The 15785-nt window shown below is 70.0% G+C and carries 14 protein-coding genes; 2 read left to right on the forward strand and 12 right to left on the reverse strand.

Going from position 1 to position 15785, the window contains the following annotated elements; all coding sequences use genetic code 11:
* Positions 1 to 80: 80 nt before the first annotated feature.
* The 3 genes from pcaF to U9J39_RS18550 are packed head-to-tail and all read right to left on the reverse strand — an operon-like array spanning position 81 to position 2649.
* Complete coding sequence (gene pcaF / locus U9J39_RS18540; RefSeq protein ID WP_115711979.1) at positions 81 to 1283, reverse strand: 3-oxoadipyl-CoA thiolase; 1203 nt, start codon at positions 1281 to 1283, stop codon at positions 81 to 83.
* 42 nt (positions 1284 to 1325) lie between these two features.
* Positions 1326 to 1964, reverse strand: coding sequence for a 3-oxoacid CoA-transferase subunit B (locus U9J39_RS18545; protein ID WP_115682217.1), 639 nt, complete (start codon positions 1962 to 1964; stop codon positions 1326 to 1328).
* Between the two features lie 22 nt (positions 1965 to 1986).
* Positions 1987 to 2649, reverse strand: coding sequence for a 3-oxoacid CoA-transferase subunit A (locus U9J39_RS18550; protein WP_116297379.1), 663 nt, complete (start codon positions 2647 to 2649; stop codon positions 1987 to 1989).
* A gap of 525 nt (positions 2650 to 3174) precedes the next feature.
* On the opposite strand from U9J39_RS18550, the gene U9J39_RS18555 reads away from it, so the two are divergent.
* A complete protein-coding gene (locus U9J39_RS18555) occupies positions 3175 to 3429 on the forward strand; it encodes a hypothetical protein (protein ID WP_326347728.1) in 255 nt (84 codons plus the stop codon).
* Positions 3430 to 3445: 16 nt separating this feature from the next.
* On the opposite strand, the gene U9J39_RS18560 is transcribed toward U9J39_RS18555, so the two are convergent.
* On the reverse strand, positions 3446 to 6508 hold the full coding sequence (locus tag U9J39_RS18560; RefSeq protein ID WP_326347729.1) for an SMC family ATPase: 3063 nt from the start codon (positions 6506 to 6508) through the stop codon (positions 3446 to 3448).
* On the reverse strand, positions 6505 to 7653 hold the full coding sequence (locus tag U9J39_RS18565) for an exonuclease SbcCD subunit D (RefSeq protein ID WP_116313325.1): 1149 nt from the start codon (positions 7651 to 7653) through the stop codon (positions 6505 to 6507). Before U9J39_RS18565 ends, U9J39_RS18560 begins: the two co-directional genes overlap by 4 nt.
* Before the next feature lie 135 nt (positions 7654 to 7788).
* Between U9J39_RS18565 and U9J39_RS18570 the strand changes: the two genes are divergently transcribed.
* Positions 7789 to 8145 carry a YgiW/YdeI family stress tolerance OB fold protein gene (locus U9J39_RS18570; protein WP_111521495.1) on the forward strand — a complete coding sequence of 119 codons (357 nt, stop codon included), beginning with the start codon at positions 7789 to 7791 and terminating at the stop codon, positions 8143 to 8145.
* A gap of 12 nt (positions 8146 to 8157) precedes the next feature.
* Here U9J39_RS18570 and U9J39_RS18575 read toward each other — a convergent pair whose 3' ends face one another.
* The 7 genes from U9J39_RS18575 to U9J39_RS18605 are packed head-to-tail and all read right to left on the reverse strand — an operon-like array spanning position 8158 to position 15784.
* Positions 8158 to 9522 carry a sigma 54-interacting transcriptional regulator gene (locus U9J39_RS18575; RefSeq protein WP_025582903.1) on the reverse strand — a complete coding sequence of 455 codons (1365 nt, stop codon included), beginning with the start codon at positions 9520 to 9522 and terminating at the stop codon, positions 8158 to 8160.
* 38 nt (positions 9523 to 9560) lie between these two features.
* Positions 9561 to 11249 carry a TadG family pilus assembly protein gene (locus U9J39_RS18580; protein WP_326347730.1) on the reverse strand — a complete coding sequence of 563 codons (1689 nt, stop codon included), beginning with the start codon at positions 11247 to 11249 and terminating at the stop codon, positions 9561 to 9563.
* Positions 11246 to 11611 (reverse strand): DUF3613 domain-containing protein, encoded by a 366-nt coding sequence (locus U9J39_RS18585; protein ID WP_115711972.1) that lies wholly within the window; start codon positions 11609 to 11611, stop codon positions 11246 to 11248. The genes U9J39_RS18580 and U9J39_RS18585 overlap by 4 nt, the downstream gene beginning before the upstream one ends.
* Complete coding sequence (locus U9J39_RS18590) at positions 11608 to 12441, reverse strand: pilus assembly protein TadD (RefSeq protein ID WP_240987719.1); 834 nt, start codon at positions 12439 to 12441, stop codon at positions 11608 to 11610. The genes U9J39_RS18585 and U9J39_RS18590 overlap by 4 nt, the downstream gene beginning before the upstream one ends.
* 8 nt (positions 12442 to 12449) lie before the next feature.
* Positions 12450 to 13526, reverse strand: coding sequence for a type II secretion system F family protein (locus tag U9J39_RS18595; protein WP_326347731.1), 1077 nt, complete (start codon positions 13524 to 13526; stop codon positions 12450 to 12452).
* A gap of 22 nt (positions 13527 to 13548) precedes the next feature.
* Positions 13549 to 14475 (reverse strand): type II secretion system F family protein, encoded by a 927-nt coding sequence (locus tag U9J39_RS18600; RefSeq protein ID WP_116313320.1) that lies wholly within the window; start codon positions 14473 to 14475, stop codon positions 13549 to 13551.
* Positions 14468 to 15784: a CpaF family protein gene (locus tag U9J39_RS18605; RefSeq protein ID WP_115682206.1), complete on the reverse strand. Its 1317-nt coding sequence runs from the start codon at positions 15782 to 15784 to the stop codon at positions 14468 to 14470. The genes U9J39_RS18600 and U9J39_RS18605 overlap by 8 nt, the downstream gene beginning before the upstream one ends.
* Between the last annotated feature and the right edge of the window lies 1 nt (position 15785).

Here is a 15785-nt window from a genome sequence, read left to right on the forward strand (position 1 = left end):
GTCGATGCGCCCACCCTCACCCCAACCCTCTCCCGCCAGCGGGAGAGGGAGCCAACAAGCGGTAGAACTGACCGCCGCGCTTAAACGCGTTCGATCACCATCGCGATACCCTGGCCCACGCCGATGCACATCGTGCACAGCGCGAAGCGGCCGCCGGTGCGGTGCAGCTGGTACATCGCGGTGGTGACCAGGCGCGCGCCGCTCATGCCGAGCGGGTGGCCCAGCGCGATCGCGCCGCCGTTGGGGTTGACGCGCTTGTCGTCGTCGGCGATGCCCAGTTCACGCAGCACGGCCAGGCCTTGCGCGGCAAACGCTTCGTTCAGTTCGATCACGTCGATCTGGTCCAGCGTCATGCCCAGTTGCTTCATCAGCTTCTGCGTGGCCGGTGCCGGACCGATGCCCATCACGCGCGGCGCCACGCCGGCGGTGGCCATGCCGACGATGCGCGCACGCGGGGTCAGGCCGTGTTGCTTGATGCCGGCTTCGCTCGCCAGCAGGATCGCGCAGGCGCCGTCGTTCACGCCGGAGGCATTGCCGGCGGTCACCGTGCCGTCAGGACGGACCACGCCGCGCAGCTTGGCCAGCGCTTCCATGCTGGTGGCGCGCGGGTGTTCGTCGCGTTCGACCACGATGGCATCGCCCTTCTTCTGCGGGATCGTGACCGCGGTGATTTCCTGGGCCAGCGTGCCGTCGGCCTGCGCGCGCGAGGCCTTTTCCTGGCTGCGCAGCGCCATCAGGTCCTGGTCTTCGCGGCTGATCTTGTAGTCGGTGGCGACGTTCTCGGCGGTCTCGGGCATCGAGTCCACGCCGTAGGCGGCGCGCATGGCCGGGTTGATGAAGCGCCAGCCGATGGTGGTGTCGAAGATCTGCGCATCGCGCGAGAACGCGCTGGTGGCCTTGCCCATCACGAACGGGGCGCGGCTCATGCTTTCCACGCCGCCGGCGATCATCAGGTTGGCCTCGCCCGCCTTGATCGCGCGCGCGGCGGTGCCGGTGGCGTCCATGCCGGACCCGCACAGGCGGTTGATGGTGGCACCCGGCACGTCCTGCGGCAGGCCCGCCAGCAGCGACGACATGCGCGCCACGTTGCGGTTGTCTTCGCCGGCCTGGTTGGCATTGCCGTAGATCACGTCGTCGATGGCCTTCCAGTCGACGTTGGCGTTGCGGGCCATCAGCGCCTTCAGCGGCACCGCGCCGAGGTCGTCCGCGCGCACCGCGGACAGGCTGCCGCCGTAGCGGCCGATGGGGGTGCGGATGGCGTCGCAGATAAAGGCTTCGGTCATGGTGCGTCTCTCTCTCTTTGTGATGGATATCGATGCGGGCGCTCAGGCCTGCTTCAGGGGCACGCCGGTCAGGCGTTGCAGTTCGTCAAAGCCCAGGCCTTCCACCAGGTCGCGCGCGACCAGCCCGTCGGGGGTCACGTCGATGGTGGCAAGGTCAGTGTAGATGCGAGTCACGCAGCCGATGCCGGTCAGCGGATAGGTGCATTGCGGCACGATCTTGCTTTCGCCCTGCTTGGTCAGGTGCTCCATCATCACGAACACCTGCTTGGCGCCGATCGCCAGGTCCATCGCGCCGCCCACGGCGGGGATGGCGCCCGGTGCGCCGGTGTGCCAGTTGGCCAGGTCGCCCTGCTGCGACACCTGGAACGCGCCCAGCACGCAGAAGTCGAGATGGCCGCCGCGCATCATCGCGAACGAATCGGCGTGGTGGAAGTACGAGCCGCCCGGCTTGATCGTCACCGGCTGCTTGCCGGCGTTGATCAGGTCGCCGTCCTCTTCACCGGCGGCGGGCGCGGGGCCCATGCCGAGCAGGCCGTTCTCGCTGTGCAGCAGGATTTCCTTGTCGGCCGGCAGGTGGTTGCCCACCAGGGTGGGCAGGCCGATGCCGAGATTGACCACGGCACCGTCGGGAATGTCTTTGGCCACGCGGGCGGCCATCTGATCGCGGGTCAGGCGTTGCATGCTGTTTCTCCTGTATTCGCGCTCAGGCGACCTTGACGACACGCTTGACGAACAGGCCCGGCGTGACGATGTGCTCGGGGTCCATCTCGCCCAGCTCGACCACGCGGCTGACCTGCACGATGGCGCATTTGGCGGCCATCGCCATGATCGGGCCGAAGTTGCGCGCGGTCTTGCGGTAGGTCAGGTTGCCCCAGCGGTCGGCGGTATCGGCCTTGATCAGTGCGAAGTCGGCGTGGATCGGGGTTTCGAACACATAGCCCTGGCCGTCGATGATGCGCGTTTCCTTGCCTTCGGCCAGCGGCGTGCCGTAGGCGGTGCGGGTGAAGAAGCCGCCGATGCCGGCCCCGGCGGCGCGGATGCGCTCGGCCAGGTTGCCCTGCGGCACCAGCTCCAGCTCGATCTCGCCGGCGTGGTAGAGCGAATCGAACACGTAGGAATCCGCCTGGCGCGGGAACGAGCAGATGATCTTGCGCACGCGCTTGGTCTTGAGCAGCGCGGCCAGCCCGGTGTCGCCGTTGCCGGCGTTGTTGTTGACGATGGTGAGGTCGCGCGCGCCTTGCTCGATCAGCGCGTCGATCAGTTCCGCGGGCATGCCTGCCAGGCCGAAGCCGCCGGTCAGGATGGTGGCGCCGTCGTGGATGCCGGCAACCGCCGCTTCCACCGAGTCGTATAGCTTGTTGATCACTTGCGTTCCAGGTCGGAAGATCCGCCAGGCTACCGGAGCGGGCCGCAAGCCGCGGCGCATGAAAGACGGTCTCCGGTAATCCTGCCGGAAGGATGTTCGTTGCGGCGGGCGGCGGGGCCGCCCGGTGAACGAGTCCAGCAGTCTGCGCGTGCTCTGCATCGGTCGAAGTGGACCAGGCACTCGTCGCTCGAACCTACGGATAGACCGGGGATAAATCCGGGACAAACCGAGATGTTCGATATACGAACTTGAATTCGCAGAATGAACAGGTTACACCTGGCCGTCGGCGACGGTCAAGCCGACCGGGCGGTCGGCCAACCAGTTTGTGCGATCAGCGCGCAAGGTGATTCAGACACCCTCTATGTAGGACTGAGCCGACATCACAATCGGCTCGCACGGGATAGGGCGCAACGCCAGCCGGGCCTATCGTTGAAGCAGAACAAGGCAGCGCCGCACAGCAGCCTCCGGACCACCCGGCTGAGCCGGCCTCGCCTGGCAACACACAAGAACGAGGAGCCCGTCATCATGGCCACCGCCAACATCCCGTTTTCTTCCACGCCCCATGCAGCAGCGCTCGCGCGCATCCTGCATGTCACCCGCAATGCCTGGGCAATGGATCGTCACCCGATGCCAGCCACGATGGCGCCCGTCACAACCGGCGCCGCCACGCAGTCCCCCACGCCGCCGCTGTCGTGCCGCGCGCGCCTGGCCCGTGCGGCCGCCCGCGCCTTTGAAGCACAGGTGATGGCGATTCGCTGCCGCCAGGCCGTCGTCGCCTGATCCTGCCCTTCCCCGTCTAGGCCGCCACCGGCACACCGGTCAGCAGCACGCGGCTGCCGCCCGTGCCGGGCCGCACCTCCAGCCGCACGTCGATGCGCTCGCGCAACTCCGTCACGTGCGAAATGATCCCGACCAGGCGCCCGGCCTGCTGCAGGTCCAGCAGCGTGCGCAGGGCAAAGTCGAGGCTTTCTGGATCGAGCGTGCCGAAGCCTTCGTCGACGAACAGCGTGTCGAGCTGGATGCCGCCCGCGCGCGACTGCACCACGTCGGCCAGGCCCAGCGCCAGCGACAACGACGCCAGAAAGCCTTCGCCCCCTGACAGCGTATTGGCCGGGCGCGCCGCGCCGGTATCGTGGTCGAACACTTCGATATCGAGCCCGCCCGCGCTGCGCTGGTCGGCCTGCTCGCGCACGCGCTGCAGCACATAGCGGCCGCGGCTCATCGCCAGCAAGCGCGTGGAGGCGGCCTCCAGCACCTCGTCGAGCAGCGTGGCCAGCACGAAGCGCTGGAACGTCATGCGGCGCGGGTTGTTGCCGTTGGCCACTTCGGCCAGCCGGCCCAGCACGGCAAAGCGGGCTTCGATGTCGCGGCCTGCCTGGTCCAGCTGCTGCAGCCGCTGCTGGCATTGCAGCAGCGCGTCGCGGGAACGGCCGCGTTCAGCCTGCTGCCGCACCAGGTCCTCCACCGTCGCCGCCGCAGCGCCGAGTGCCGCGCGCAGGCCGTCCAGGTCGGGCGCATCGAGCGCTTGCGCGGCAGCTTCCGCGCGCTCGCGCCGGTCGGCGGCGGCCGCCAGCTGGCTATCGAACGTGCGCAGCGTGGCGTCCAGCGCTTGCATCGCGTCGTCGTCCAGGCAGGCGTCGTCGTGCGCCCGCGCATCGGCAAAACCCTGCTGCGCGAGCGCCTGCGCCAATGCCGCTTCGGCGTTGGCCAGCCGTTCAGTGATCTGCGCGTGCGACTGCCGTGCCAACACCAGCGCGGCCTGCGCACCCGCATCTTCCGCGGCGGCCTGGCGCTCTGCCGCCTGCGCCGCGGCCAGCGCCTGCTCCAGTCCAGCAAGCGCCGCCTGCGCCTGGCGCAGTGCCTCGCCCAGGGCCACCGGATCGCGCGAATCTTCAGGAATCTGCGCGCTCTCCGCCTGCCACTCGCCGCGGCAATGCGCCAATGCGTGCGCGGCGGCATCGGCCGCAACCACGGCATCGCGGTGCACGGCTTCGGCGCTGTCGCGCGCCGCGCGCGACGTCGCGATCGCGGCTTCGCGTTGCGCCAGGCTTGCCGAAGCCTGCCGCTGCTGCGCCAGCGCCGCTTGCTGCGCTTCGATGTCAGCGTTGACGCTGGCGGCCGCTGCCGCGCTGGCATCGCCCAGTGCCGCGGCCAGTTCTTCCAGCCGCTCGCGTGCCTGTGCGATCGCCAACTGCGCGGCCTGGTGCTGGCCGGCGCAGCGCACCGCATCGGATTCCGCTTCCAGCAGTGCCTGGCGCGCGGCCTCCAGCGCCAGGTCGGACAGCGGCTGCGCTACGCGCCGTGCCGGCTCGGGATGCGCGGTGCTGCCGCACACCGGGCAGGCATCGCCTGACGCCAGCGTCTGCGCCAGGCGCGCGGCCTGGCCGGCGCGCCACGCGGCTTCAGCTTCGGCCAGCGCGGTGCGGCAGCGGTCGCGCTGATGCAGCGCCTGCTGTTCGGCCTGCGCATGCCCGGCGGCCTGCGCCTTCGCGGCGTCCAGCGAACGCGCCGCCTGCCGGTACCGTTCGAATTGCCGCACGCGCTCCTGCAGCGCGGCCAGCTGCAAGGCGCTCGCCTGTGCCTGCGCCGCGGCAAGCTGCGCCTGTCCCAATGCCGATTCAGCGGTCACGGCGGCGGCGCGGCATGTCTCGACTTGCCCCAAGGCGCGATCGCGTGCGGTGGTAGCAGTGACCTGCCTGGCTTCGGCCTCGAGCAAGGCGCGCTGCAACGCCCCCAGCCGCTGCGCGCGCGGCAGCATCGCGTCCAGCTGCGTAACGCGGCGCTGCGCGGCCTGGCGGACTTCGGCCTGCTGCACTTGCGCCTGCAAGGCCGCGGCGGCCTGTGTGGCCCGTTGCCCGGCGCGGGCCGCTTGCTCGGTCGCCTGCGCCAATGCCGCGGCGCCGGCAGCGTGATCGCGCTGCGCGGCCTGTGCGGCCGCCACCGCCGGCATCACACGCGCGGCACGCTGCGCCGCCTGCAAGCGGCCACGCTGTTCATCGATGGCGGCCTGCCGCGCCAGCAGCGCGGCATGGGCGGCCTGCGCCTGCTGGCGCTCCTGCAGGCGCGCCGACACCTGCTCGCCGGCCGCGAGCGCGGCCTGCGCGGCGGCCTGCGCGGCGCGTGCGCCTTGCTCCTGGCCTTGCAGCGCCTGCAGCTCGGCCTGCATGGCCGCGATGCTGTCCGCCAACGCCTGTGCCGATTCCGCGCCGGCCTGCCGCAAGGCTTCGTCGCGCTGGATCGTGATGCGCTCGGCGTCGCGCCGGATGCCGGCGGCTTCGGTCTTCAGCAGCTCTTCCACGCGGCGGTACAGCTCGGTGCGGAACAGCCGCTCCAGGATGGCCTGCCGCGCCTGCGAACTGGCGGTCAGCAATTCGCGGAAGCGCCCCTGCGGCAGCACGATGACCTGGCGGAACTGCGCGCTGTCGAAACCCAGCAGGTCGCGCACGGCATCGCTGACCTTGCCAGGCTGGCTGGCCTTGCTGACCCAGCCATTGCCGTCGTGCAGGTCCAGCTGCGCCCTGGCCGGCTCGGTGACCCAGCCCTCGCCGCGCTGTTTGGGCCGCTCCTGCACGGGCGAGCGCACCACGCGCCAGCGCTGCGCGCCCAGGCTGAAGGTCAGCGTCACCTCGGTGCGCAAGCCCGCTGCCGCATTGGCGCTGCGCATGGCTTGCGCGCTGCGCTCGCCGCCGGAGGTGTCGCCGTACAGCGCAAAGCAGATGGCATCGAGCAGCGTGGTCTTGCCCGCACCGGTGGGGCCATGGATCAGCACGAAGGCCTGCTCGCCCAGCCGCGTGAAATCGATCTCCTCGGTCGCGGCAAAGGGGCCGAACGCCTGCAGCGTCAGATGCAGCGGTCTCATGCCGACTCCCGTTCCGACGCGGCGATACCCGCCAGCACCTGGTCGAGCGCGGCACGCTGGTCCGGGTCCAGCTCGGCATCGGCCACCTCGCGGAAGAAACTGGCGAACAGCTCGCCGGTGCCCAACTGGCGCAGCTTGCGGCCCGCCTCCGACGCCATGCCGGTGCGCGCCAGCACGGTGCGCTCGATCGCAAGCGCGTTGGGATAGACCTGGCGCAACCGCGCCATCGGGTCCAGCAGCGCGCCGGTGTCGGTCAGGCGCGCGTGGATGTAGTCATCGCGCCGCGGATCGTCGGTGCCGGCGGTCAGCAACTGTGCCAGCTCGCCCTCGAGCACGCGCACGTCGCGCAGCGGCTGCAGCGTCAGCGGCGTGATGGCGACGGTCCCGTCCGCGTCCAGTTCGATGCGCGATACCGACTTCTGGTGCGCGCATTCCGACAGCGAGTATTTCAGCAGCGAGCCTGCATAGTGGATGCGTCCGCCGCCCAGCGTCTGCGGCCGGTGCAGGTGGCCCAGCGCGACCAGGTCGAAGCCGGCGAACAGTTCCGCCGCCACGGCACCGCTGCCGCCCACCGACAGCGGCCGTTCCGATTCGCTGGCCGCGCCGCCCACCACGAAGGCATGGCCCACCACCACCGCGCGCACGCCCGGCGGATGCACCGCGCGGATGGCATCGAGCTGCGCGCGCAAGGCGGCTTCGTGCGACGGCATGTCGGTGCCGGTCGCATCGCGCACCACGGCGGGTTCGGCATACGGCAGCGCATAGACGCGGACTTCGCCGTGCGCATCATGCAGGCTCACGCAACTGGCCTCGGGCAGCGTGCGGCCAGCCACATGCAGCCCCTGCGCGCGCATCAGGCGCGCGCCGAATTCCAGCCGCTGCGCGCTGTCGTGGTTGCCCGCGATCATCACTACCGGCACGCCGGCATCGACCACGATGCGGCCGAGCACGTCGTCGAGCAAGGCCACCGCCTCGGGCGGCGGCACGGCGCGGTCATAGACGTCGCCGGCAATCAGCACCGCATCCGGGCGCTCGTTGCGGACCAGTTCGACAAACTGGTCGAGGAGATAGGCCTGGTCTTCCAGCAGGCTGCGCGCATGGAAGAGGCGGCCGAGATGCCAGTCGGCGGTGTGAAGGAAACGCAATCCGGGGTCCGTTGAAGAATCGGCGAAACCCGCATCATAATGCGTCGCAGGCCGCCACCTGTTCAGCACAGGTTCAGGCGGACTCGCGCATCATGGCCGCAGTCGCCCCTCGATCCCTCTCAACGGAGAACGCACATGAAACGCATCCTGACCACCACCACCCTCGCACTGGCGCTGGGCCTGGGCGCAGCTGGCGCCAGCGCCCAGTACACCGGGCCCTCCACGGTGCCCGTGATGACCGTCAAGGCGCTGCAGGCCGACGGCAAGGACGACCAGCAGGCCGTGCTGCGCGGCAAGATCGTCAGCAGCGTCGGCGACGAGCGCTATCTGTTCTCGGACGGCACCGGCCAGATCAAGGTGAAGATCAAGGCCAGGACCTGGCCCGCGCAGAAGCCGGTGGATGCGCAGACCACGGTGGAACTGGTCGGCGAATACGACAAGGAACTGATCGGCGAATCGCACTTCGACGTGAAGGAGATCCGCCTGCCCTGATGCAGGCAACGCTCAGACCGGCTCGGCCTCGCTGTCGGCGATCTGGTACTTGCGCATTTTTTCCCAAAGCACCTTCCGGCTGATGCCCAGGCTGGCCGCCGTGTCCTGCCGCCGCCAGCCGTTGGCGTCGAGCGCGGCCAGGATGCGGCGGCGTTCTTCCATGTCGCCGCGCAGGTCGGCGCGCTCGCCGCCATCGAACGCGCCCGGATGCAGCGCGCGGAACAGTGGCCGGATGCGCTCTTCGTCCCAATGGCCGGTCTGCTGCACCGTGATGCCGACGCGCTCGGCCAGGTTGCGCAGTTCGCGCACGTTGCCGGTGAAGTAGGCGGTGCCGACCGCGCCCTTGAGCCAGTCCGGCATCGGCGGCAAGGCGTCATAGCCGGAGGCGCCCAGCATATGGCGCAGGAACGACTGCAGCAGCGCCACCTTGTCGGCCGGGCCGCGCTCTTCCAGGCTGGGGATGCGCATTTCGATCACCGCCAGGCGGAAGAACAGGTCGGCGCGGAAGCGCCCCTGCCGCACGGCGTCGCGCAGGTCCTTGTTGGTCGCGGCCACCAGCCGGAAGTCCAGCTTGACCGCCAGCGTCGAGCCCAGCCGGGTGATCACGTTCTCTTCCAGCACGCGCAGCAGCTTGACCTGCTGGAACAGTGGCAGGTCGCCGATCTCGTCGAGAAACAGCGTGCCGCCGTTGGCCTGCTCGAAGTAGCCGCGATGCGCGAACGATGCCCCGGTAAACGCGCCCTTGGCGTGGCCGAAGAACTGCGACTCGAACAGCCCGTCGGGAATCGCGCCGCAGTTGACCGCGACGAACGGGCCCTTGCCGTAGGTGCTGTTGCGCTCATGGAACAGGCGCGCGATGCGCTCCTTGCCCGCGCCGGTTTCGCCGTACAGCATCACGTTGCTGCCGAAGTCGGCAAAGGTCTCCACGTGCTGCAGCAGCTGGCGCATCGCCGGCGAGCCGGCCACCAGGTCGGCCTCGCGCTCGCCGGTGGCCTCGGTGGCGAGCAGCTGCGGCAGCAGCTTGCCGATCTGGCTGCGCAGGTCGGCGCCGGTAAAGTCATCGGCCAGGATATGCGCGTACTCCGGCGGGAAGCGACCGGGATCGGTCTCGCGCCCCGGCCCCGCCACCCAGATCACCGGCATGCCATGCGCGGCCTCCCAGTCCAGCGAAAAGCGCGCGGCGCCGATCACCGACACGCTGATCACCGCGATGCACGGCTTCAGGCGCGGCTCGGCCGGCAAGGCCTCGAGCGCGCCGGCGCGAATCACGTCCACGCCCAGCGGCGCCAGGAAACGCGTGACGCGGTCGGCAATCTCGTACTTGCCTTCCCACACGTAGACTTCAAGGTTTTCGTAGGCCCAGCGGTCTGTCTTCATTCTGTTTCTGCCATCAGGCGGTTTGGCGCGATCATGGCTCAGTACACCAGTTCAGCGTTGTTGCAATCGATGCTGTGGACCCAGAGGTCGCTGTTGCCAAGCTGGATGCCCAGGCTGTTGAGCAGCGGCGGGACCAGCGCGTCGAGCGTAGCCCCCAGCGGCGCCAGCAGCGGGCCCAGATCCAGGGGCACACCGATGAATCCCAGCAATTTGGTCCGCACCTTCAGCGACAGCACCTGCGAGAACAAGCCGCCGAACGGATCTGCCATACCCGCTTGCGCATGCCCACCGGGCGCCAGGGTAATTTCCTGGCCAACCGTGTTGCCGTAGCGCGGTACGTCGGCGGCGACCACGTCTGCGAGGCCGACCCCAAGTACTTCGGCCTTGCCGAGCACCACCTCGCCGCCCGTGCAGCCGTCGGTCAGGCACGCCGTGGCCAGGCCGCTCTTCACTTGCATCGTGGCCCGACGGTCCGCGGGATTGGCCGCGCATTGCAGCCGGGTGAGGTCGGCCGTGGCAGCGGCGACATCGAGGTAGAGCGGCACGTTCAGGCTGGCGTCCAGAATCGGCTTCAGGATGTCGGCCTTGATCTGGAGCGCCAGCGTCAGCCTGAGCTGCGAGGAGGTGGCGCTGGTCTGCCAGGTGTCGGGCTTGCTGGACAGCTGCTGCGCCGGACCGGCCGCCGTGACCGGCGGCTCGATCACGCGCAGGTTGGCGCTGATGCCGCCCAGGCCAAACGGTAGCTTCGGAATGTTCAGCGGCAGCGCGACCGCGGTGTCGCCGCGCGCGACCTGTGCGCCGGCGAGCAGCAACTGCGCGACATTCAGGCCAACTTCCACCGCCGACGATGCCGCGGGTGCCATCAGGCCCAGGTCGAGCAGCCTGGCCAGCGACACCGACGCGGCCGCTCCGCTCGCGCCCAGCGTGGTAGGCGGGCTGCCCAGCATGGTGGTAAGCAGCGTGTCGCGCCCGGCCGCGCCGAGCACCAGCGCATAGAAATCGCGCAGGTTCAGCGATGCATTCAGCAGTTGTTCCACGGTGCCGACGTCCGCCTCTAGCCGCAGCTGGTCCAGCGTCACCGTGGTACTGACCAGTCCCTGCCAATCCGCCAACGACAGGTTCACCGCATTGCCCAGCAGCACGCTCAGCATGCTGTTGGCGGTCGAGACGTCCAGCAAACCCGTGCCCAGTGAAAACGCCGCCACCGGCGGGCTGCCGCTCGCAATCGATTCCGCGAACAGCTGCCTGCCGCTGCCGCCGCTGAACACGAACAGGATCGGCACCGTCTGCGTGGCCTGCACGCGCACGGCATTGGGCGAGACCGTGGCGGCGTTGTACACGGCGCTGAAATGCCGCGGGCCGGCGGTTGCCGGATCCCATACGCCGACACAGGCTGTCATTGCATCCGCGCCACCCCCGGCAGCCTGCGCGCAGCCCATGGCAATGCCCGACGGATAGCCGTTCTTCGCGCCGATATTGCTGACGGTTCCCAGCACCGCGGCGTTGAGATTGGCCGCGCTGTCCGCCCGCTTGAGCTGCTGCGCCGCCGACATCGCCGCCAGGTCCACCATGTTCTGCAGCTGCCGCTGGCGCATGAACACATGGCCGACGTCGATCGACACCAGCGCGGCGATAGCGACGGTGGCGATCAGCACCGCCGCCATCACGCTGACGGCGCCACGTGCGGCGCGGCGGGTGCGGGGCACCGGCGGCTGGCGCAGGCTCATTTTCCGCCCAGCATCTGCCCGGCCGAGCCGGCGCGCGTGGTGCTGGCGTTGGCCTGGCCGGTGTAGAACTCGGGCAGCGCGAAGCGGAAGCTGTTCAGGTAGCGCTCATAGCCCAGCGCGGCCTGTTCGCCGTGCATCGGCAACATCGGCCCGGCCTGCGTGCCCTCGCGCTGGATCGCCAGGATCGTGCGCGTGTCGGCGCCGATCTCGCGCTGCGCGGACCGCGCACGCGGCATGCCGGCGGCGGCCGCTTCGGTCATCGCGGCATCGCCCTGCGCGTGCGCCAGCGGGGCCAGCGCCCCCAGGCCGAGCGCCACGCATGCGGCGCGCTTTTGGATGGCAACGAGAAGATTGGCTGTCATGGTGTAGCGCCGGCTTGCGCGGCGATGGCGATTGGCTTGGCCACGACCGCCACGGCGGCGGGCGCGGATGTCGGCTTGGGCTGCGCCTGGCGTGCCGACGCGCGGTCGCGCGCGGCGGCGGCGCGGGCGATGCGGTCGGCTTCCTTGCGGATCGCGCCGCGGGTGGGCTCGGGCAACGCGGCCTTCTGCATCATGGCGTTGGCCTGGGCGCGCTTGCCATCGGCCATCAGCCAGACCACCGCATTGCTGATCACGCGCGGATTGCGCGCATCCAGCTCCAGCGCCTGCATCACCGGCACGCGTGCTTCCTGCAGCGCGCCGGCGCGCATCAGCGCATAGCCCAGGTCGCTGGCAATGCGCGCGTTGACCGGATCCAGCGCGGCGGCGGCGCGCAACTCCGTCACTGCGCGCGCAAAGTCGTCCTGCCGCCCCGCCAGCAGTCCGAGCCCGTGATGCGCGTGCGCGGCCTCCGCCCCCTTGGCGGTGGCGGCCAACTGCTGGTACGCCTCGATGGCAGCCTGGTCCTGTCCGGTTTCGCGCAGCGCATCGGCGCGCATCACCTGGATCTCCGGACCGGCGCCGAAGCGCTGCACATAGACCTCGATATGCGCGAGCGAGGCAAAGTAGAGCCCGTCCTGCTGCATCTTGCGGATCAGGCCCAGGTAGACCGCCTGTTCGCTGTACTCCGCGCGCGCGGTCTTGTCGCGCAACTTGGCCAGTTCCACCTGGGCCTCGGCTTGCTCGTGCATGGCCGTGGCGCCGTTGTTGCCGGCGGCGCAGCCGGACAGCGCGGCCACCAGCACACACGCCGCCGCGGCGGGGCGCGCCATGAAACCCATCATCGCGTTCCTCCCATGTTTGCCAGCATGCGGATCACCCCGAGAAAGCCAGGGCCCGCGGTCAGGATCAGCAGCACCGGCAACAGGCTGACCACCATCACCGCGGTCATCTTGACCGTGAGGCGGCCGATCTCGTCCTTCATGCGCGACTTGCGCGCCTCCTGCATGCGCAGCCCGAACTGGCGCAGCGGCTCCTGCACCGCGCCGCCATGCTTGTCGACCTGCGTCAGCAGCGTGATCAGGCTCTTCAGGTCTTCGCTGTCGAACAGCCGGCCGATGCGCAGCAGGGTCTGCTCGCGCGAGCGGCCCGACGCGAACTGCTGGTTGGCGCGCGCCAGCTCCGGCCCCAGCACGCGCAGCATGCTGCCGAACTCGGCCACGATCACCTGCAGGCTCTGGTCGATCGACAAACCCACGCCCTGCAGCAGCCGCAGCATGTCGATCAACACCGGCAGTTCGTCGTCGACCATGCGCAGGCGCTCGGCGGCGCGCCGGCGCAGGTGCCACTTGGGCGCCAGGTAGGCCACGGCGAAGGTGCCGAAGCCCCATGCCACCACCATGAAGGCACTGGCGCCGAGATGCCACAGCATCGCCAGCACCGACAAGGCCAGCGGCAGGCCCAGCCGCAGCACGCCGAACAGCACGCGCGCCTGCAGGCCATACCAGCCGCATTGCTCCAGCAACTGCTGGTCCTCCGGCGTCACCACCGCGCGACCGAGACGCGATTCCAGCCAGTGGGCATTGAAGCGCTCGCCCACGCGCGCACCCAGCTGGGCGCCGAGCGCGGTGGCGACGCCGGACGCTGCCGCAGGGGTCGCAGCATGGGCCGCCGCGCGCGCGCCCGCGGTACCCGGGGCGCCGGGCACGCCCTGCGCACGCGGTGCGGTAGCGGGCGCGGCCTGGGCGGTCTGTGCGTTCTGCGCGCCTTCCATTGCGCGCTGGCGCGCCAGCGCGGCGTCGATGGTGCGGGCCGACAGCCGGCGCTGGCGCCAGTCGCGCAGCAACGGCAAGGCCAGTACGCCGAGGCCGCATGCGGCGGCCAGCAGGCTCAGCGAGATCAGCGTCAGGCGGTCCATGGGGGCGATGTCATCGTTGCCTTCAGATCGACTTGGCCAGGCGGTACAGCATCAGCGCGCCGGCAACTTCCAGCGCCCCGGCCGACAGCAGCATGGTCTTGCCGGTGGGGTCTTTCCACATCATCAGGATGTAGCCCGCGTTCAGCGTGAACAGGCCGCCGGCCACCACCAGCGGCAACAGGCCCAGCACCCAGGCCGACAGCCGGGTCTCGGCCGACAGCGCCATCAGCTCGCGCTGCGCCTGCTCGCGGTCGCGCATGAAGGTCGCGGTGCGCTCCATCACCACGTCGGCGCGGCCGCCGTAGCGCACCGACAGGCGCAGCACCGAAGCCACCAGCACCAGTTCCTCGACCTTGTAGGCGCGCCCCACCTGCAGCACCGCCTGGTCCAGCTCCTTGCCGGCGCGCTGCAGGTGCACCGCCTGCACCAGGCACTGGCGCAGCGGCGCCTCGGTATTGGCGATGGAGTTCTGGAACGCGGCCGGCACGCTGCTGCCGATGGTCATCAGCCGCACCACGCCATCCAGGAAACCGGGCAGTTGCGACAGCAGCTTCTTGTGCAGCCGGCGCACGCGGTGCCACGCCGCGCACGCCGTCACCGCGAGCGCCACGACCAGCGCCGACACGGCGCCCAGCCATTGCCCCGCAACCGCGCCGGCCAGCGTGCACAGCACCAGCGGAGACAGCCACAGCAGCGCGGTGCGGCGGGTCGGCGCCAGGTCGGCACGCCGCAGGAAGTCGTCCCAGCGCCGGCGCAGGTCGCGCGCCGGCAGCTGCAGCGACGGATCGGGCGCCTGCGTGTAGCGCATCCGCACCTGCTCGGTCTGCGCCTGCAGGAAGGCCTGTTGCTGTTCGCGGCGCGCGCGTGACTGCGCACCGGCGAGCAGCAGCAGCCCCAGGCCGGTGATGACCAGCGCGAGCGCGGCGAGCAGCAGCGTGGCGCTAGACATCGAAGCGGTCGTCCAGCATGAAGCCCGGGCCGCGCATGCGTGCGAGCTTGGGCGAGTGCGGCAGCAGGCCCAGCGAGAGCCAGCGGTCGGTCTCGGTGCCGTCGGGGTTCACGAACGGCTCATGCCGGTACAGCTCCTGGGTCGAGATGATGTTGTCGCCCAGGCCGGTGACCTCGGTGATCGACACGATGCGGCGCTTGCCGTTGGACAGCCGCGCGATCTGCACGATGAAGTCGATGGCATTGGCGATCTGGCGCCGCAGGCTCATCTCGCTGCCCTGGAAGCCGGCGAAGCCGGCCAGCATCTCCAGCCGGTACAGGCATTCGCGCGGGCTGCTGGCGTGGATGGTGCCCATCGAGCCGTCGTGGCCGGTGCTCATGGCCTGCAGCATCTCCAGCACCTCGCCGCCGCGCACTTCGCCCACGATGATGCGGTCCGGGCGCATGCGCAGGCTGTTGCGCAGCAGGTCGCGGATCGACACCACGCCGGTGCCCTCGAAGCCGCCGGGCCGGCTCTCCAGCCGCACCACATGCGGATGGTTCAGCGCCAGCTCGGCGGTATCCTCGATGGTGATGACGCGCTCGGTGGGCGGCACGAAGGTGGCCAGCGCATTGAGCAGCGAGGTCTTGCCGGAACTGGTGCCGCCGCTCACCAGGATATTGCAGCGCGCCTGCACCGCGGCCTGCAGCAGGTCGCAGATCTCGGGGCTCATGGTGCCCAGCGCCTGCAGGTCGGCCGGCGTCATCGGGTCCTTGCGGAACTTGCGGATCGACACCACCGGCCCTTCCAGCGCCAGCGGCGGGATCACCACGTTGATGCGGCCGCCGTCGGGCAGGCGCGCGTCGACCATCGGGTTGGACTCGTCCAGGCGCCGGCCGATCGGCGCCAGGATGCGGCGCACGATGCGCAGCAGGTGCCCGCTGTCGGCAAAGCGCACCGGGATGCGCTCGAGCACGCCATGGCGCGACACGTACACGTCCAGGTGGCCGTTGACCAGGATGTCTTCGACCGCGGGATCGTTGAGCAGGTCCTCGATCGGGCCAAAGCCGGCCAGCTCCTTGGTCAGCGCCTCGGCGATCTGGCGCAGCTCGGCCTCGTTGATCGGAATGCGCCGCAGCCGCGTAAAGCTCTCCAGCTCCAGGTCGACGAAGCGCTGGATCGCGGTGCGCGACCAGCGCCCGAACTCGGCACCCAGCTCTTCGATGCGCGTCAGCAGGTGCTCGTGCGCGGCTTCCTTGATGTTGTGGAACTCCTGCGACACCGGGAACGGCGCAGGGGTGTTGTCCGAGAATTCGATCGCTTGGGTCATG

Origin of the sequence: Cupriavidus sp. SS-3 (assembly GCF_035818815.1) — a bacterium.
Lineage (GTDB): Bacteria > Pseudomonadota > Gammaproteobacteria > Burkholderiales > Burkholderiaceae > Cupriavidus > Cupriavidus taiwanensis_C.

What these genes read in the sequence shown, in the direction of transcription:
- pcaF (WP_115711979.1), bottom strand. Translation starts at nt 1,283, where the DNA reads ATGACCGAAGCCTTTATCTGCGACGCCATCCGCACCCCCATCGGCCGC.
- U9J39_RS18545 (WP_115682217.1), bottom strand. Translation starts at nt 1,964, where the DNA reads ATGCAACGCCTGACCCGCGATCAGATGGCCGCCCGCGTGGCCAAAGAC.
- U9J39_RS18555 (WP_326347728.1), top strand. Translation starts at nt 3,175, where the DNA reads ATGGCCACCGCCAACATCCCGTTTTCTTCCACGCCCCATGCAGCAGCG.
- U9J39_RS18560 (WP_326347729.1), bottom strand. Translation starts at nt 6,508, where the DNA reads ATGAGACCGCTGCATCTGACGCTGCAGGCGTTCGGCCCCTTTGCCGCG.
- U9J39_RS18570 (WP_111521495.1), top strand. Translation starts at nt 7,789, where the DNA reads ATGAAACGCATCCTGACCACCACCACCCTCGCACTGGCGCTGGGCCTG.
- U9J39_RS18575 (WP_025582903.1), bottom strand. Translation starts at nt 9,522, where the DNA reads ATGAAGACAGACCGCTGGGCCTACGAAAACCTTGAAGTCTACGTGTGG.
- U9J39_RS18580 (WP_326347730.1), bottom strand. Translation starts at nt 11,249, where the DNA reads ATGAGCCTGCGCCAGCCGCCGGTGCCCCGCACCCGCCGCGCCGCACGT.
- U9J39_RS18585 (WP_115711972.1), bottom strand. Translation starts at nt 11,611, where the DNA reads ATGACAGCCAATCTTCTCGTTGCCATCCAAAAGCGCGCCGCATGCGTG.
- U9J39_RS18590 (WP_240987719.1), bottom strand. Translation starts at nt 12,441, where the DNA reads ATGGCGCGCCCCGCCGCGGCGGCGTGTGTGCTGGTGGCCGCGCTGTCC.
- U9J39_RS18595 (WP_326347731.1), bottom strand. Translation starts at nt 13,526, where the DNA reads ATGGACCGCCTGACGCTGATCTCGCTGAGCCTGCTGGCCGCCGCATGC.
- U9J39_RS18600 (WP_116313320.1), bottom strand. Translation starts at nt 14,475, where the DNA reads ATGTCTAGCGCCACGCTGCTGCTCGCCGCGCTCGCGCTGGTCATCACC.
- U9J39_RS18605 (WP_115682206.1), bottom strand. Translation starts at nt 15,784, where the DNA reads ATGACCCAAGCGATCGAATTCTCGGACAACACCCCTGCGCCGTTCCCG.